This window comes from Curtobacterium sp. PhB172, assembly GCF_003752545.1.
Lineage (GTDB): Bacteria > Actinomycetota > Actinomycetes > Actinomycetales > Microbacteriaceae > Curtobacterium.
The window spans coordinates 349,597-368,250 of the sequence record NZ_RKIF01000007.1 but is presented as its reverse complement, the minus strand read 5'-3'; the positions used below and the strand labels follow the sequence as shown (position 1 = coordinate 368,250).

The following is an 18,654-nucleotide window of genomic DNA, read 5'->3' as shown; positions in this document are numbered from 1 at the left end:
GAGCGCACTGCGCGGTGTCGGTGGCTGGTGTTCTCCACGCAGCGTCGACGGGGTGCGGGCGAGACTGGGCGCGTCCACACCACGTCGGCTTCCCACCGCCGAGGTGCGCGCGCGGCGGACGGCACCGGACCCCGCGCTCGACATGACCGCGGAGCAGACACCCGCATCGACCAGTTCCCGGACCGTCCGTGCGTCCGGGAACGCCGAAACGGCCCGACCCCTCGAGAGGGTCGGGCCGTTCAGTGTTGGGGTTCCTAGCGGGTGACGGTGATGGTGGTGGTCACCGCGTCGCCGATCAGGTTGCCCTTGGTGATCTGCTTCGTGTACATCGTGTACAGCTGCGGGCTGAGCGTGCGCTCGATCGTGATCGACCAGTTGCCCTCGTCGTTCACGGTGGCTTCACCGAGGCGGCTCGAGGTGCCGCCGAGGACGACCTTGCTGCCTGCTGCGCCGGTGCCCGTGAAGGTCACGCCGGTGCCCGACACGCGGTCACCGTCGGCCGGAGTCTGCACGACGACCGGAGCGGCCGTGCCGTAGTCGAGCGTCGCGGTCTTCGCGGGGGAGACCACGCCGCCGACCGTCTGGGTGACGGTGAAGGTGCGGACACCCGGGCCGGCCGGGGCGACCTCGACGGAGTACTCCCCGTCAGCCGCGGTCGTGGTGCCGATGACACGGGCGCCTTCGCGGACGACGACCGTTGCGCCGTCCTGCGCCTTGCCGCCGATCGTGGCGTTCCGCTCCACGTTGTCGTCGAACTTGCCCGCGGCGGTGAGCTCCGCGACCTTCTTGTCCTCGACGGTCACGCGGATGTCGACCTTCTTGGTCAGCCCGCCCTTGCTGGTCTGCAGCGCGTGCAGCGCGTAGACCGTGGGCTTGAGGTCCCGCTTGACGTCGACTGCCCAGGCACCATCGGTGACCTTCGTGTCACCGAGGGACGAGACGTTGCCGCGCATGTCGAGCTTGGCGCCGGTGGCGCCGGTACCCGTGAAGCGGATCGAACCGTTGGTGACGGTGGCACCGTTGTCCGGGGTCAGGATGACCGGAGCGGCCGGGTTGCCGTAGTCGAGCGACGTGCTCACCGGTGCAGAGGTCTTGCCCTTCACGGTCTGGGTCGCCGTGAAGTCGTTCACACCGAAGTGCGCCTTCGCCACGGGGATCGTGATCGAGTAGCGGCCGTTCGCTGCGGTGGCGGTGCCGACGGTGGAGCCGTCGGCAGCCTTGACCGTCACGGTCGCACCGGTCTGGGCCGAACCGGACACCTTCGCCGGCAGGTTCTCGTCCGTCGTGTCGAACGCGGCCTGGGCGGTGATCGGTGCGATCGACTCGTTCGTCACGACGACGCGGATGTCGACCTTCTGCGTCAGGCCGCCCTTGCTCGTCTGGAGCGCGTGGAGCGCGTAGACGTTCGGCGTGAGCTGGCGGGTGACGTCGACCGTCCAGGCACCGTCTCGGACCGTGCTCGTGCCGATCGCGCTGACGTTGCCGCGCATCTCGAGCTTGGCGCCGGTGGCACCGGTGCCGGTGAAGCGGATCTCACCGTTGACGACGGTGGCACCGTTCTCCGGGGTCGAGATGACCGGGGCGACGGGGTTGCCGTAGTCGAGCGAGGTGTCGACGGGTGTCGAGACCTTGCCGTTGACGGTCTGCGTCACGGTGAACTCGTTGACTCCGAAGTGGGCCTTGTTCGCCGGGACGGTGATCGAGTACCGGCCGTTCGCGGCAGTCGCCGTGCCGATGGTCGAGCCGTCGGCCGCCTTGACGGTCACGGTGGCACCGTTCTGGGCCGACCCGCCGATGGTGGCGGGCAGGTTCTCGTCGGTGCGGTCGAACGCCGCGGTGGCGGTGAGTTCGGCCGAGTCGCGGATCTCGACCGAGATCCGGACCTGCTGGGTCAGACCGCCCTTGGTGGTCTGGACTGCACGCAGGTCGTACCGGTTCGGCGTCAGGACGCGGTTGGCGTCGACGACCCAGGCGCCGTTCTCGATCCGGGTCTCACCGATCGAGGAGACGTTGCCGCGCATGTCGAGCTTGGCGCCGGTGGCTCCGGTGCCGGTGAAGCGGATCGAGCCGTTGACGACGGTGGCACCGTTGTCCGGGGTCGAGATGACCGGGGCCGCGGGGGTGCCGTAGTCGAGCGAACGGTTGAGCGGAGCGGACTCCTTGCCCTTCACGGTCTGGGTGATCGTGAAGTCGTTGACTCCGAAGTGCGCCTTGTTCGCCGGGATCGTGATCGTGTACCGGCCGCTGCTCGCGGTCGCCGTGCCGATGACGGTTCCGTCGGCACCCTTGACCGTGACGGTCGCACCGAGCTCGGCAGTACCGGAGATCGCCGCGGGCAGGTTCTCGTCGTTGGGATTGAACGCTGCGGTCGCAGTGAGCGGCGCCACGACCTCGCGGTCGGCGATCGTGATCGTGATCGGCTGGTTCGTGGTGCGGCCACCCTTGGTGGTCTGCACCGCCCACAGACGGTAGACGTTGTTCGTCAGCTGACGGGTGACCGGAGCAGACCACTGGCCGTCCACGACGTCGCCGGAGGCGATGGCGGACGAGGAGCCGCGGACGGTGACCTTCGCACCGTTGTCGCCGGTGCCGGTGAACGTCAGGCCGGTGGGCTGCACGGTCGACCCGTCCTCGGGGGAGGTGATCCGGATCGGTGCGACGGTGCCGTAGTCGAGCGATGCGTCGACGGGGGAGGAGACCTCGCCGTTCACCGTCTGCGTGACGGTGAAGTCGTTGACGCCGTCGCTGACACCGGCCGGGGGCACGTCGATGGAGTACTTCCCATCGACCGCAGTGGCACGGCCGACCTCGTTGCCGAGGCTGTCCTTGACGATCACGGTCGCGCCGGTCTCGGCGGCGCCGGAGATCGTCGCGGGCTTCGTCACGTCCTCGTCGAACGCACCGACCGCGGTCAGCGGGGTGACCGGGACGGTCGCATCCACCGTGAAGGTGACGCGTTCGGTGGAGGGTGCGCGGCCGCCGGTGGGCGTCTGGGTGACGTCGACGACGTTGCGGCCGTCGGGCAGTTCGGCGGTGGGCTGGACGGACCACTTGCCGTTCTGAACGGTCGTGGTCGCGATGGTGTTGCCCGCGGCGTTCTTGACGAGGATCGTCGCGCCGTTGTCACCGGTTCCGGAGAACGTGGGGCGCTTGGTGTCGACTGTGCCGTTGTTCTCCGGCGATTCGATCACGAGCGGGGTGACGGGGGCCGGGACGTCGACGGTGAACGTGACCTGCTTGGTGACCGGGTTGCCCGCGGTCGGCGTCTGGGTGACGTTGACCGTGTAGGTGCCGTTGGTGAGGTCGGCATTCGCGGGGACCGACCACTTGCCGTCCTTCACCGTGGTCTCGGCGATGGTGAGGCCGGCGGCGGACTTCACGGTGACCGTCGCACCCTCGTCACCGGTTCCGGAGAACGTCGGACGCGGGGTGTCGATCGTGGAGTTGTTCGCCGGGGTCTCGATGACCAGGTCGGACGCAGACACCGAAGCCGTGACGGTGACACGGTCGATCTCGGTGCTGCCGACCTTCTGGACCGCGGTGAGGCGGTTGTCGCCGTTCGTGAGGCCGGTGACGGTGATCGACCAGTCACCCGTCGTGGCGTTGGCCGTGACGGTGGTGTCGCCGATCGTGACGTCCGCACCGGGCGTCGCCTTGCCGGAGACGACGGCAGTCTTGGCGTCGTTGTCGACGGAGCCGACTGCAGCGGTCAGCGCCGCGGTCGTGACCTTCGTCGCCGAGCTCCCGGTGAGGTCGATCGTGCCGAGGTCGGTGCTGCCGGTGATGTGGCCGCCCATCGAGGTGTTGCCGATGGGTGCGCCCGCCGGGGTAGCGACCTGGATCGTCCACTTGCGGTCGAGGTTGCTCGCGTCGCCTGTCGACGAGGTCGGGGTCCAGTCGAAGGTGATCGTCTTGCCGTCGTTGCTGACGGTGCCGCCCTTGAGATCGAACCGTCGGTCCACCTTCCACGAGTCGGCCGAGCTCTGACGGTAGTGCGCCGGCGCGGTCGTCTGCGCCGGGAAGGTCGTGCCCTCCGGTGCGGTGAAGACGATCTGACCGCCGTCGTAGCGGGTGACGGTCCGGTCGTTGTGCAGGACGAACGGCACACCGGCGTTGCCACCGCGGTTCAGCTCGGTGGTCCCCGCATCGCCGATGCTGAGCCCGCCGTTCACCGCGATGTCGACCGTGAACGAGACCTGCTTCGTGACGGGGTTCCCCTCGGTCGGGGTCTGGGTGACGCTCAGCGTGTACGAGCCGTCGGTGAGGTCGGTTCGTGCGGGGACGGACCACTTGCCGTCCACGACCGTGGTCTCCGCGATCGTGAGGCCGGCAGCGGACTCCACGCGGATCGTGGCGCCTTCGTCACCGGTGCCCGAGAACGTGGGACGGGGGACGGTGACGGTGGAGCCGTTCACCGGTGCCCCGATCACGAGGTCGGCGATCGTGCGGATCTCGGTCGCGGTGTTCCCGGCGGCCGAGAAGTTGCCCTGGCCACTGGTGCCGGTGAACGTGTACCCGACCGAACCGGTAGAGCCGTTGACGTCCGACGGCGTGGCGACCTTGGCGGAGAGCCGGATCAGCGACCCCTCGGGGACCGTGAAGTTCCCGGTCGAGGACACCTTGTAGGTGAGGGTCTTCCGGTCGGCCGAGAGCGAGCCCTCGGTCTGGTTGAGGTACGCGGAGGACTTCCACTCCTCGCCCGGCTTCTTGTACTCCACTGCGGCGTCGTCCGCGCCGGCGAACGTGGTGCCGGCGGGGGCGGTGAAGGTGATCGATCCGTCAGGGTTGGTGCGGTCGACGGTGGTCTTCACGGTGACGGGAACCGTCGTGGTGGTCCCGCGCTTGAGGGCGACCTTCTCGGTGGAGTCGGCGATGATGCCACCCCCGTCCACGATGGTCACCGTGAGGTTGCGCGAGTCGATCCGGGCGCCCCCTGCCGTCTGGACGGCGGTGAGTGAGTTCTCGCCGTCAGCGAGGTTGGTGACGGTGATGGACCAGGAGCCGTCCGCCTGGCTGGCGGTGGTCTTCTGGTTGCCGATGGCGATCTCGGCGCCCTTGGTGGCCGTGCCCGAGACGACAGCGGTCTTCGCGATGTTGTCGAAGGAGTCGACCTTGGCCGTCAACGCGGTTGCGGCCTTCAGCGTTGCGGTGCCCTGTGGGCTCGACGAGCTGTAGGACGGCGGCGGCGTGAACCGACCGGTGATGGTGGTGTCGGCGGCGGGAGCTGCATTTGCCTTGATCTTGAACGAGCGGTCCGGTTGCGTGGTCGCCTGGCCAGTGAGGGTTCGGCCGGACACGTTGGTGATCGTGAGCGTGACGACCTGTTCACCGGCGCTGTTGTCAGCAGCGGTCCACTCGTTCTTCCACGTCGCACTTTCGTCCTTGGCGGGGAGGCCGTTGGCGCGGTACCCCTTCGGCAGGGTGAGCGACCAGGAGAACGATTCGTTGTTCTTGACGTCGATTCCCGTGTTCCCGGACGAGGGCTGCGGCTTCCACTTGACGACGCCTTCAGTGCCGTTGGTGAAGAACGTGCCGGCGTCGGGCGTCGCGGTGATGCCGTGGAACCCGAGCGTGGTCGAGAGCTCCTGCACATTGACCGTCAGCGACTGGCGGTCGATCTCGGTGCTGCCGAGCTTCTGGATGACGGCGAGGGTGTTCGCGCCATTCTTGAGGCCGGTGACGGTCAGGTTCCAGTTGCCGGCGGAGTTGACGTCGGCTTCCTGGTTCCCGATGGTGACCTTCGCGCCGGGGGTTGCCGTGCCGGACACGGCGGCGCTCTTGGCGATGTTGTCGACGGAGTCGACCTTCGCGGTGAGGGCTGCGGTGTTGACCTTGGTGGACGTGGAGCCCTGGGCGCGGTAGGCGCCCTTGTCGCTGGTGCCGGCGTAGGTGTAGTTCAGGGTCGAGTCGCCGCGCTGTGCGTTGGCGGGGGTGATGACCTTGAGGGTGTAGCGGTACTGCTCGCCGGAGACCATGTTGCCGCCGTCGGTGTCGACGGTGAAGCGGACCTTGGTGTTGTTGTCGCTGAAGGCGGCGTTCTTCAGGTCGAGCTTGGCGTAGGAGTTCCACGAGCCGCTGTCGCCGGTGCGGTACTTCGCGGCGACGGTGGTCTGGGTGGTGTCGAACGTGGTGCCGGTGGGGGCGGTGAGCTCGACGGTGCCGACCATGTCGGAGCGGGTCTCGTTGTTCTTGACCGTGAAGGGGACGTCCGTGGTTGCACCGCGCTCGAGGTTCACGGGGTCGGTGGTGCCGGGGACGAGGGTGCCGCCTTCGACGATGGTCGCGGTGACGGTCTTGCGGTCGACCTCGGTGCCGTTGACCTTCTGGATGGCGGTGAGCTCGTTCGCGCCGTTCTTCAAGCCGGTGACCGTGATGGACCAGGAGCCATCGGAGCTGTCCGCGGTGGTTTCCTGGTCGCCGATCGACACCTTCGCACCTGGAGTCGCCGTCCCCGAAACCACCGCGCTTTTCGCGATGTTATCAACCTTCGAGATACTCGCTGTGAGATCGCGCCCGGCGGAGTCGATCAGTTCCTTGAGCCCTGGAAATTCGTAACCGGAGCCGAATCCGAGGCCATATCTGCCGTCACTTTGTCGAACGAAGACGGGGCCGAGGTTCCGCCCGATCGAACGATAGCGGACTTTGCTATTCGAGTCGATAGTGAAGAGAGTATCAGCGGCGGAGCAGGAGCCGCCGAAATCAAGGCGATCGACGCCCACCTGATCAAAGTACTGGGGCACAAGGCAGCTTCCGTTGCGCTTCGTCCGCAGGCGGAAGCCCTCTCCGGTTTCGCGGAGTACCTCGACTTGAAAAGTAGGTGTCGCTTCTCCCGCTGCCGCTCCGAAGGATGATCTCGTGACAAGCCGGCTGTCGCCATTGATAGTTTGGAACTGTGAACCCGATTTCCACACGAGCGCGGTAGATCCAAGATTCTCTAGGGTTCCTGCGCCGGTCGAAGTGGCGGAAGCGGCGGGACCGAAGGACAGGCCGCTCACGATGGTGGCGGCAGCGAGACCCGCTGCGCCGAAGGACTTCAGGGCGGTGGCCGCCCTCTTCTTGCTTGACATGTGCATCTTTCAGGACGGGCCGCTCACGCGGCGCTCGGGAGGATGTCCATGCAGCGGCTCGTGCCGCACATGATGTGCCAATACTAGCATGTGAAATATTCACAGCCCAGCTCGGTGTGCTGGTAAGCGCGACCTGGGAGTTGAGTGGGATCGACGCAACTTCGGCCTCACGGAGTTGACGCCAACCGAGTCCTGAGTAGAGTTGAGTCCATCGGACGCAAGTCCAACGACTTACCTCGAGCAAGAAGGAGCACCACACATGGGACGTGCAGTAGGCATCGACCTCGGAACCACCAACTCGGTCGTCAGCGTTCTCGAGGGTGGCGAGCCCACCGTCATCGCGAACGCCGAGGGCCTCCGCACCACGCCGTCGATCGTCGCCTTCACCAAGGACGGCGAGGTCCTGGTCGGCGAGACCGCCAAGCGCCAGGCCGTGACGAACGTCGACCGCACCATCGCGTCGGTCAAGCGTCACGTCGGCACTGACTGGACCACCGAGATCGACGGCAAGAAGTACACGCCGCAGGAGATCTCGGCCCGTACCCTCGGCAAGCTCAAGCGCGACGCCGAGCAGTACCTCGGTGAAGACGTCACCGACGCGGTCATCACCGTGCCGGCGTACTTCAACGACGCCGAGCGCCAGGCCACGAAGGACGCCGGTGAGATCGCCGGCCTCAACGTCCTCCGCATCATCAACGAGCCGACCGCGGCTGCCCTGGCCTACGGCCTCGACAAGGGCAAGGAAGACGAGCTCATCCTGGTCTTCGACCTCGGTGGCGGCACGTTCGACGTCTCCCTGCTCGAGGTGGGCAAGGACGACGACTTCTCGACGATCCAGGTCCGCGCGACCTCCGGTGACAACCGCCTCGGTGGTGACGACTGGGACCAGCGCATCGTCGATTACCTGATCAAGAAGTTCAAGGACGAGCACGGCGTAGACCTGTCCACGGACAAGATCGCCAAGCAGCGCCTGAAGGAAGCTGCTGAGCAGGCCAAGAAGGAACTGTCGTCGCAGATGTCGGCGAACATCCAGCTGCCGTACCTGACGCTCACGGCCGAGGGCCCGCTCAACCTCGACGAGACCATCTCGCGCGCGCAGTTCGAGCAGATGACCTCCGACCTGCTCGACCGCACCAAGAAGCCGTTCAACGACGTCATCAAGGAAGCCGGTGTCTCGGTCAACGACATCGCGCACGTGGTGCTCGTCGGTGGTTCGACCCGCATGCCCGCCGTGGCCGAGGTCGTCAAGCAGCTCACCGGTGGCAAGTCCCCGAACCAGGGCGTCAACCCGGACGAGGTCGTCGCCGTCGGCGCCGCACTGCAGGCCGGTGTGCTGAAGGGCGAGCGCAAGGACGTCCTGCTCATCGACGTCACGCCGCTGTCGCTCGGCATCGAGACCAAGGGCGGCCTGATGACGAAGCTCATCGACCGCAACACCGCGATCCCGACCAAGCGGAGCGAGACCTTCACGACCGCTGACGACAACCAGCCGTCGGTCGCGATCCAGGTCTTCCAGGGCGAGCGCGAGTTCACCCGCGACAACAAGCCGCTCGGCACGTTCGAGCTCACCGGCATCGCGCCGGCTCCCCGTGGCGTCCCGCAGGTCGAGGTCACCTTCGACATCGACGCCAACGGCATCGTGCACGTGTCCGCCAAGGACAAGGGCACCGGCAAGGAGCAGTCGATGGTCATCTCCGGCGGCTCGTCGCTGCCGAAGGAGGACATCGAGCGCATGGTCCGCGAAGCCGAGGAGCACGCGGCCGAGGACAAGGCCCGCCGCGAGGCCAACGAGCGTCGCAACCAGGCCGAGCAGCTCGTCTACTCGATCGAGAAGCTCATCAAGGAGAACGACGACAAGCTCCCCGAGGACGTCAAGTCCGAGGTGCAGGCCGACGTCGACGCGCTCAAGTCGGCGCTCGCGGGCGAGGACGAGGACGCCGTGAAGACGGCCTTCGACAAGCTCAACGAGTCGCAGGGCAAGCTCGGCCAGGCCATCTACAGCCAGCAGGACGCAGCGGCCGGCGCAGCCGGTGGCGAGCAGCCCGCGGGTGAGCAGCCGGCGGACGACGAGGACATCGTCGACGCCGAGGTCGTGGACGACGAGGACGACAAGGACAAGAAGTAGCGATGACGGATCCCAAGGACAACGTGCCGAACGAGGAAGACCCTCAGGTCGAGGGCGACGCCACGAACGCGGCCGAGCCCGAGGACCTCATCGAGGCGGAGGGGCCCGACGTCGAAGTGCCGACCGACGGCCCCGCCGCCGGCGGCCCGGCAACGGACGCGGCGAACGACCTCTCCCCGGAGGACCAGGCCCTGCTCGACGACGCAGCCCGCGGTATCCAGGAGGACAAGCTGTCCGACACGGACCGTGACCTCGTCGCCGAGATGCGTGCGGACATGCTCCGTGCACAGGCCGAGCTGGTGAACTTCCGGAAGCGTGTCGAGCGTGACCGTGAGGCGAACCGCGAGGTCGCCATCGCCGAGGTGGTGCGGGCCCTGCTGCCGGCGCTCGACGACCTCACCCGGGCCGAGGCCCACGGTGACCTCGCCGAGGGTCCGATGCAGGTCATCGGCCAGAAGATCCGCGGGGGCTTCGACAAGTTCAAGCTCGTGCAGATCGGCGAGAAGGGTGAAGCCTTCGACCCGAACATCCACGAGGCGATCGTCCAGCTCCCGACCCCGGGTGCCACCGGCCAGACCGTGGCGGACGTCGTCGAGCCGGGCTACAAGCTCGGCGAGCGCGTCCTGCGTGCGGCCAAGGTCGCGGTGGCGGTCCCGGCCTGAGCCGGAACGGAAGGTAGGTACCAGTGGCCAGTCAGGACTGGTTCGACAAGGACTTCTACAAGGTCCTCGGAGTGTCGAAGGACGCGTCGGAGGCCGAGCTGAAGAAGACCTACCGGAAGCTCGCGCGGCAGTTCCACCCGGACTCCAACCCGGGTGACGCCGCGGCGGAGAACCGCTTCAAGGAGATCAGCGAGGCCTACTCGGTGCTCTCCGACAAGGAGCAGCGCCAGGAGTACGACCAGGTCCGCGCCATGGGCTCCGGCGCCCGCTTCACGGCGGGCGGCGGGGGCCAGGGCGGCGGCTTCGAGGACGTCTTCGGCGGGATGTTCGGGCAGCAGGGCGGGGGCGGACAGCGCGTCCGATTCGGCCAGGGCGGCCCGGGCGGTGCGGGCGGCTTCGAGGACATCCTCGGCGGGATGTTCGGCGGCGGTGGTGGCTTCGGCCAGACCTCCGGCGGCTACCGCGGCTTCGGTGGACCGACGAAGGGTCGCGACGTCACGGCGTCGACCACGCTCGACTTCACCACGGCGATCGCCGGCGACACCGTCAAGCTGTCGCAGGGCAACGGTCGCCCGGTGAACGTCCGCATCCCCGCGGGGGTCGCGGACGGCCAGAAGATCCGGCTCCGCGGCCGCGGCGAACCCTCGCCCGACGGCGGCGAGGCCGGTGACCTGGTGGTCGCCGTCTCGGTCCGCAAGCACCCGGTCTTCGAGCGCGATGGTCTGAACCTGCGCGTGGACGTCCCCGTGACGTTCGTCGAGGCAGCCCTCGGCGCGACGATCGAGGTCCCGACGCTCGGCGGTTCGCCCGTCAAGCTGAAGGTCGCTCCCGGCACGCCGTCGGGTCGCGTCCTGCGCGTCAAGGGCCGTGGCGTCGCGACGAAGAACGGCACGGGCGACCTGCTCGCGACCGTCCAGGTCGCGGTGCCGTCGCACCTGTCGGACAAGCAGCGTGAGGCCGTCGAGGCACTCGCCGAGGCGCTTCCCGACGAGAACCCGCGCGAGGACCTCCTCGCCAAGGCGCGTGACTAGCGTCACGCAACCACAGCAGTAAACCGGCCTGGAGGCGGGGTGCGGCTTCCTGACGGACGCTCGCCGGGCCTCCAGGCTGGTTTTCACCACCACGCGAACGACGGAAGGAACACGCCATGACCGACATGGACGAGAACTCGCCCGTCTTCGCGATCGCGGTCGCCGCGGAGCTGTCCGAGATGCACCCGCAGACGCTGCGGCAGTACGACCGGCTCGGCCTGGTCGTGCCCGGCCGGACCCGCGGCGGTTCCCGCCGCTACTCGATGCGCGACGTCGCGCAGCTGCGCGAGATCGCGCGCCTCGGCTCCGAGGGGGTGTCGCTGGAGGGGATCCGGCGCGTGCTCGACCTGGAGAACGAGAACAAGGACCTGCGCGACCGGGTGCGCGAGCTCGAGACCGCGTTGGCCGACCAGCTCATCAACCGGCCGGGCGCGCGCGTGTTCGCGGCGACGACGACGGGGGCCGCGGTGTCGCTGCGGGCCGGTGCGCGGCCGCAGCGGAACACGCAGATCGTGCTGTACCGCGGGCCGCGCTGACCGGAACTCCGGCAGCGATCGGTACGCTGACGCGGTGCCAGACTTCGCCGACCTCTTCCGCCGCCGCGACGACTCCGCCCCGGATCTCATCGCGATCGACGGCACCGACCGGTTCCTCATCGACGAGGCACCGCACGTGCACGGCGACGCACTGCGGCAGCCCGGTGAGGTCGCCGTCGTCGACGATCGGCTCGGGGTCCTGACGCTCGGACTCATCACGCAGTACGGTGCCTCGGACATCCGTGTCGTGCAGGACTCACTCGTGGGGGAGCGGGCCCTCGAGGCGAACGCCGGAACGTTCGGGCTGCGCGGCTTCCACCACCCGGACTCGCTCGAGGACGCCTTCCGCGACGTCCGACTCGTGGTGCTGCGGCTGTCGAAGTCGCACGACCGGCTCGACGAGATCGCCCGAGCAGTTGCTCGGTTCGCGGCTCCCGACGTCGTGCTGCTGTGCGGCGGCAACGTGAAGTACATGCACGTGTCGCAGAACGACGTGCTGCGTCGTTCGTTCGGCGAGGTCACGGCGTCACGGGGGTGGGGGAAGTCGCGGCTCCTCATCGCGCAGGACCCGTTGCGTGCCCAGGCGAACCGTGCTGCTGCGACCAACCCGTGGCCGCGGTCGGTGCACGTCGACGACCTCGGCATGACCCTCGTCGCACACGGTGGGGTCTTCGCGGGGACCTCGCTCGACCAGGGCACCCGGGTGCTGCTCGAGGCGATGGACGACGCAGTGCCGACGGCCCGGACCGTCGTGGACCTGGGATCGGGCAACGGCGTCATCGCGGCGGCGATCGCGCTGCGCCGACCGAACGTCAAGGTCGTCGCGACGGACGTGTCCCGGATCGCGGTGGCGTCGACGCGGGCCACGGCGGAGGCGAACGGCGTCGCGGACCGGGTGACGGCACTGCGCACCGACGCCGGCGACGAGCTCGCAGCCGGGTCTGCCCAGCTGGTGCTCTGCAACCCGCCGTTCCACGCGGACACCACGGTGACCACCGACGCGGCCGAGGCGATGTTCCGGAACGCGGCCACGATCCTCCAGTCCGGCGGTGAACTGTGGTGTGTCTGGAACTCGCACCTGCGGTACCGACCGGTGCTCGAGAAGGTCGTCGGACCGACCCGGCAGGTCGTCCGGACCGACAAGTTCACCGTCACCGCGTCCCGACGGGCATGACGAAAGGGCGGCCGCGCACCGCGCGACCGCCCTTCGTGGGAACTGCTGACTACTCCGGGACGTAGTCGAACGTGTCGGGGTCCGGACCCGTTCGGTGGCCCTTGTCGAGCGTCGTGATGTCCGTCATGTCCTCATCGGAGAGCTCGAAGTCGAAGATCGCGAAGTTCTCCTCGACGCGGGCGCGCGTGACCGACTTCGGGAACACGATGTCGCCGCGCTGGATGTGCCAGCGGAGCACGACCTGCGCCGGGGTCTTGCCCGTGGCACCGGCGATGCGGGTGATGGTCTCGTCGTCGAGCACGAGACCCTGGGCGATCGGGGACCACGCCTCGGTCGCGATGCCGAGCTCGCTGTTCACGGCGCGGAGCTCGTCCTGGGCCAGGTACGGGTGCACCTCGATCTGGTTCACGGCCGGCGGGACGTCCGTCTCGGCACGCAGACGGCGCAGGTGGTGCGCCTGGAAGTTGCTGACGCCGATCGAGCGGGAGGTGCCGGCGGCGTAGAGCTCCTCGAGGGCCTTCCACGTCGGGACGAAGTCCGAGACGGTGGGCAGCGGCCAGTGGATGAGGAACAGGTCGGTGTAGCCGCCGAGCAGGTCGGCCGACTTCTTGCCGTTCTCGGCAGCTGCCGAAGGGTCGTGGAAGCCGTTGTTGAGCTTCGAGGTGACGAAGATCTCGTCACGAGGGATGCCGGACGACGCGATGGCCTCGCCGACCTCCTTCTCGTTGCCGTACATCTCGGCGGTGTCGATGTGGCGGTAGCCGACCTCGAGCGCCGTGAGCGTCGCTTCCTTGGTCGACGAGGGGTCGATCTGGAAGACGCCGAAGCCGAGCTGCGGGATGGTCTTGCCGTCGTTCAGGGTGATGTTCGGAACGGTCATGGTGTCATGCAACCAAACGACCCCCAGCAGCCATTCCGGCAACGTCCAGGATCGGGCACCCCGGGCGTGCCCCTCAGGACAGCGCGGCGGCGATGTACGCCTGCAGGGCCTGGCCGTAGGCGATCGCGGGGACCTCGGATGCGAAGCTGCGGTCCGTGCCGTCGATCGTCGCGGTGACCGTGTAGACGATCCGGCCGCTCACCGACACCCGGGTCAACCCGATGAACGACGGCCCGAGGAGCTCGCGCAGCTGGTCCTCACGTGGCAGCCAGAGCGACTCCGAGGCGGTGACGGAGTCGAGCGCCCACTCGGTCGTCCCGTTGAAGCCGAGGATCGTGCCGGTGGGGGAGTCGTGTCGTTCGACGGTCATCTCGGACACGGTGTAGACGTCCTCGTCCACGTCGGGCTTGTCGATGACGAACCGGTCGCCCGTCTCGGGGTGCCAGCGCAGGCCGGCGTCGCGGAGGGTCCTGGCGAGTGCAACGGTGATCACCTCCCCACCCTGCACGCGCGAGACCGCGCTGTCACCACGAAGTCGAGCTGTCACCACGTAGGTTGCCGAAAGCATCCCGTACTAGCATCGCCGAGCACCCCCATGCGCGAGCCCTACCCGACCGCGCGCGTGACGTGACGACGCCCGGGCAACCGGTGCCGCGCCTCCAGGCCGACCAACCGGCCACGGGGCGGGCCACCGGCCGGCGTCCCGACCGAGGCGACGGACACCCCGTCCGCCGAAGAGAAGGACCCGCATGACCCTCGAACGCGAGGAACTCCGCGACGGCTGGACCGTGACCATGGCCGGAGGAACCGGCGCGCCGGACGGCGTCGCGGGACGCAGCATCCCGGCGACGGTGCCGGGGCAGGTGCACACCGACCTGGAGCGGGAGGGCCTGCTGCCGGACCCGACCTTCCACCTGAACGAGCAGGCCGCGAAGTGGGTCGGCCGGGCCGACTGGGCCTACCGCACCGCGGTCGACGTCGACCCGCGGGGCCACGAGCGCGTCGACCTGGTCTGCGACGGCCTGGACACCGTGTCCGAACTGAGCCTGGACGGCGTCGTCGTGGGCACGACCCGGAACATGCACCGGCGCTACCGCTTCGACGCGCGCGTGCAGACCGGGTCCGGCGCGACGACGAAGGACCTCGAGATCCTGTTCGAGTCGCCGTACCGCGAGGCCGGCCGGGTCGCCGCGAAGGCCGGCAGCATGCCGGGCCCGTACGACGAGCCGTTCCCGTACATCCGCAAGATGGCGTCGAACTTCGGCTGGGACTGGGGACTCACCGCCGTCACGAGCGGTCCCTGGCGACCGGTCGCGATCGAGCGGTGGTCGACCGCGCGGCTGCGCGAGGTCCGACCGCTCGTCGACGTCGAGGCCGGCGAGGGCGTGCTCGACGCCCACATCACGGTCGAGCGCTCCGGCTTGAACGACCTGGACCAGGACGGCGAGGACGACGACCTGGTGCTCGTCGTGACCGTGAGTGGTCTCAAGGAGGACGGCACGCCGACGCGGCAGCGGTCGCGGGCGCAGCTGACACCGAAGGACGACGAGACCGTCGTCACGGTGCGCGTGCCCGAGGCGCTGCGCTGGTGGCCCCGCGGCTACGGCGCGCAGGCGCAGTACGACGTGGTCGTCGAGCTGCAGACGGTCGACGGTGAGGTCCTGGACCGCGACACGTTCCGCACCGGTTTCCGGTCGACGCGGATCGACACGCAGGTGGACGACATGGGGCGTCCCTTCGGCATCCACGTCAACGGGACCCTGATCGACGTGCGTGGGGTGAACTGGATCCCGGACGACGTGATCATCTCGCGCGTCGACCGCGCGCGACTGCAGTCCCGTCTGACCGCTGCGGCCTCGCTCGGCACGAACCTCGTGCGCGTGTGGGGCGGCGGCGTGTACGAGTCGCGCGACTTCTACGAGGTCTGCGACGAGCTCGGCCTGCTCGTCTGGCAGGACTTCCCGTTCGCGTGCTCGGCGTACCCCGAGGTCGAACCGATCCGCAGCGAGGTCATCGCCGAGGCCCGCGACAACGTCGCCCGCCTCGCCCGGCACCCCTCGCTGGTGTTGTGGAACGGCAACAACGAGAACATCTGGCTGCACGACGTGGACGGCTGGGCGGACTCGCTCGGTGACCGCGGCTGGGGCCTCGACTACTACCTCGACCTGCTGCCGACGATCGTCGACGCGGTCGACCCGTCGCGCTTCTACACCGTGGCGTCGCCGTGGTCGGGCGCCGAGTCGCTGCCCGCGAACGACGTCGACCACGAGACGCACCACTCGTGGGACGCCTGGAACCGCCTGCCCGACACCGCCTACCGCGGCTCGGTGCCGCGGTTCGTCTCCGAGTTCGGCTGGCAGGCACCGCCCGCGTGGCGGACGCTGCGGGACGGCGTCGGGGACGAGGTGCTGTCGCAGGACGCACCCGGGGTGGTCCACCACCAGAAGGCGGCCGATGGGATGGGCAAGCTGGCCCGCGGCGTGGAGCCGCGGTTCGGCACGGGGCCCTTCTCGTTCGATGCGTGGCACTACCTGACGCAGCTGCAGCAGGCCCGCGCCATCGCGACGGGCGTCGAGCACTGGCGCACGCACTGGCCGCGCAACACGGGTGTGGTCATGTGGCAGCTCAACGACCTGTGGCCGGTGTCGTCGTGGTCGGCCATCGACTCGGCGGGGCGGCTGAAGCCCCTCGCGCACGAGCTGCGCCGGTTGTACGACGACGTCCTGCTGACGATCCGTCCGGTGTCGCGGGTGGCGGTCGCGCCGTCTGCCGTCTCCGGGCCGGCGGCTTCGCCGGCTTCTCCGGCGTCCCCGGTCTCGGGGGCGGTGGCACCTGGCTCGCCGGTCGCGCCCGACTCGCCGGTCGCGTCCGGTGCGGATGGGACGGGAGGCCCGGATCACCCCGGCCACTCGGCCTCCGCCGGCGAGACGGCTGATCTGGGCGACCTGGCGGACACGCTCTCGCTCGGCGTCTCGCCCGGCTCGTTCGGGTCCTCGCCCGTCGAGGTCGCAGTCCGGTCCACGAGGGGCGGCCACGACAGCGTGGTGCGCGTGCGACGGGTCACCACGGCCGGCACGATCCTGGCCGAGGCGTCGTTGCCCGTCCGGTTGTCGTCTGCGGGGGTCGCCGTCGTCGCCCTGCCCGAGTCCGTCGGCGTGGTCGACGACCCCGCCGGCGAGCTCATCGTGGCGGACATGGACTGGCGTCGGGCGGTCTGGACACCGGGGCCCGACGTCGACGTGCGGTGGGAACCCGCGCGGTACCGTACGTCGTTCACGCCCGTCGACGGCGGGCTCGACCTGACCGTCGAGGCCGAGACGCTCGTCCGTGACCTGCTCGTGCAGCCCGACCGGGTGGCCGCGACCGGTGCAGTCGACCGTGGGTTCATGACCCTGCTGCCCGGGGAACGGGTGACCTTCCGGCTCACCGGTGTGACCGAGGCCGACATCCCGGCGCTCCGTGCCGAACCCGTCCTGTGGACCGTGGACCGCGCCCTCGGCCATTGATATGCAGAACGACACAGTGATATATTCGGGAGTACGCCGCTCGTTGTCATGACCCGATGACTCCGGCGTCCGGTCGGCCTCCTGTCGATCCGGTCGACAGGAGGCCCCCACGATGTCGCTCGCGATGCGCCCGACCACCGCGGCAGTGCCCGCACCCGCACCCGCACCTGCACCCCCTGCCGCAGTCCTTGCTCCTGCCGGTGCCCGACGCGGCTTCGCACCGATGGTCGCGCTCCTCGACGTCGGGGTGCTCCTCGTCGCGTTCGCGATCGCGCACGTCGTGCGGTTCCCGTGGGAGCTCGCCACGGTCCGCCCGCAGGCGGGCTGGATCGAGTTCGTCACGGCCCCCGCGATCGTGGTGCTGTGGATGGTCATGCTGTCGGCCTTCCGCACCCGAGACCCGCGGATCGCGGGCATCGGGAACGACGAGTACCGCCGCCTCGTCACCGCGACGCTCGTCACCGTCGCGGCCGTCGCCATCGTGGCCTACGCGGCGCAGCTCGACCTGGCCCGCGGGTACGTCGCCATCGCCTTCCCGCTCGGGCTCCTCTTCCTGCTGGCCGGCCGGTGGGTCGTCCGGACCGTCCTCGCACGCAGCCGGGCCCGGGGAGAACGTCTGCAGGACGTCCTGATCGTCGGCGAAACCGAAGACGTCCGCTACGTCGGGCGACGGATCGCAGCGACGCCGAGCGCCGGGTACCGGGTCCGCGCGGTCGTGACCGACTGTGTGCCCGGCGGGACGACGATCGACCTCGGTTCTGCGTGCGCTCCCGTGGTCGGCGGGATCGACGACGTCCTCGCGCTGGCTCGGTCCGAAGGCGTCTCGGCGGTCGTGGTCGCCGGTGCCGTGCGCGGTGGGCACGAGCGCCTGCGCCGCCTGGGGTGGCAGCTTGAGGAGCACGGCGTCGAGCTCGTGGTGTCCTCACCCCTGTCCGACATCGCCGCGGGCCGCGTGCACGAACGGCCCGTCGACGGCCTGCCGCTGATGCACGTCGAGACGCCCGACTACCGGCGTCGTACCGGCAAGCGGGTGCTCGACGTGCTCGGTGCCGGCACGGGTCTGCTGCTGCTCGCACCTGTCCTCGCGGTGATCGCCGTCATCATCCGGCTCGACGACCGCGGTCCGGTGTTCTTCCGGCAGACCCGCGTGGGCCGTGGGGGAGAGGAGTTCTCGATCCTGAAGTTCCGCACGATGTGCGTCGATGCCGAAGCGCGGATGGCAGCACTGCAGGCAGCGAACGAGGGTGCGGGCCCGCTCTTCAAGATGAAGGACGACCCCCGCGTCACGCGCGTCGGGGCGTTCCTGCGGAAGACGTCGCTCGACGAACTGCCGCAGCTGTGGAACGTGCTCACCGGTTCGATGAGCCTGGTCGGTCCTCGTCCCGCCCTGCCGCGCGAGGTCGCCCTGTACGAGGACTTCGCCGATCGACGGCTGCTGGTCACCCCGGGGATCACGGGCCTCTGGCAGGTCAGCGGACGGTCCGACCTGGACTGGGCCGACGGTGTCCGGCTCGACCTGCACTACGTCGAGAACTGGTCGTTCCTGCACGACCTGGTGATCCTCGCCCGGACGGTGCCATCGGTGCTGCGGTCGCGCGGCGCGTACTGAGGCACTCCACCGCGGAGGCACCCTCGCGCCTTCCCTGTGCGAACGGTGTCCGTTCCGGTCCCCG

Annotated in this window: 10 protein-coding genes; 7 read left to right on the top strand and 3 right to left on the bottom strand. The window is 69.1% G+C overall.

Annotated elements, in window-relative coordinates:
- Positions 1-254: 254 nt before the first annotated feature.
- Positions 255-6,428, bottom strand: coding sequence for an Ig-like domain-containing protein (locus tag EDF42_RS08850; RefSeq protein ID WP_185040849.1), 6,174 nt, complete (start codon positions 6,426-6,428; stop codon positions 255-257).
- A gap of 898 nt (positions 6,429-7,326) precedes the next feature.
- Between EDF42_RS08850 and dnaK the strand changes: the two genes are divergently transcribed.
- The 5 genes from dnaK (at position 7,327) to EDF42_RS08825 (ending at position 12,595) form a co-directional block, all read left to right on the top strand.
- Positions 7,327-9,192: a molecular chaperone DnaK gene (gene dnaK / locus EDF42_RS08845; protein ID WP_123293529.1), complete on the top strand. Its 1,866-nt coding sequence runs from the start codon at positions 7,327-7,329 to the stop codon at positions 9,190-9,192.
- 2 nt (positions 9,193-9,194) lie between these two features.
- Positions 9,195-9,854 (top strand): nucleotide exchange factor GrpE, encoded by a 660-nt coding sequence (locus EDF42_RS08840; RefSeq protein WP_123672067.1) that lies wholly within the window; start codon positions 9,195-9,197, stop codon positions 9,852-9,854.
- 23 nt (positions 9,855-9,877) lie between these two features.
- Complete coding sequence (locus tag EDF42_RS08835; RefSeq protein WP_123672066.1) at positions 9,878-10,885, top strand: DnaJ C-terminal domain-containing protein; 1,008 nt, start codon at positions 9,878-9,880, stop codon at positions 10,883-10,885.
- A gap of 125 nt (positions 10,886-11,010) precedes the next feature.
- Positions 11,011-11,421, top strand: a complete 411-nt coding sequence (locus EDF42_RS08830) for a heat shock protein transcriptional repressor HspR (protein WP_123293837.1) — start codon at positions 11,011-11,013, stop codon at positions 11,419-11,421.
- 34 nt (positions 11,422-11,455) lie between these two features.
- Entirely contained in the window at positions 11,456-12,595 is a 1,140-nt protein-coding gene (locus EDF42_RS08825) for a class I SAM-dependent methyltransferase (protein WP_123672065.1), read from the top strand.
- Between the two features lie 49 nt (positions 12,596-12,644).
- Here EDF42_RS08825 and EDF42_RS08820 read toward each other — a convergent pair whose 3' ends face one another.
- Both EDF42_RS08820 and EDF42_RS08815 read right to left on the bottom strand, forming a co-directional pair.
- Positions 12,645-13,475, bottom strand: coding sequence for an aldo/keto reductase (locus EDF42_RS08820; protein WP_123672064.1), 831 nt, complete (start codon positions 13,473-13,475; stop codon positions 12,645-12,647).
- Positions 13,476-13,548: 73 nt separating this feature from the next.
- Complete coding sequence (locus tag EDF42_RS08815) at positions 13,549-13,968, bottom strand: pilus assembly protein CpaE (protein WP_123672199.1); 420 nt, start codon at positions 13,966-13,968, stop codon at positions 13,549-13,551.
- A 256-nt stretch (positions 13,969-14,224) separates the two neighbouring features.
- Between EDF42_RS08815 and EDF42_RS08810 the strand changes: the two genes are divergently transcribed.
- Both EDF42_RS08810 and EDF42_RS08805 read left to right on the top strand, forming a co-directional pair.
- Complete coding sequence (locus EDF42_RS08810; protein ID WP_123672063.1) at positions 14,225-16,981, top strand: glycoside hydrolase family 2 protein; 2,757 nt, start codon at positions 14,225-14,227, stop codon at positions 16,979-16,981.
- A gap of 124 nt (positions 16,982-17,105) precedes the next feature.
- Positions 17,106-18,590, top strand: a complete 1,485-nt coding sequence (locus EDF42_RS08805; RefSeq protein ID WP_260235288.1) for a sugar transferase — start codon at positions 17,106-17,108, stop codon at positions 18,588-18,590.
- The last annotated feature ends 64 nt before the right edge of the window (positions 18,591-18,654 follow it).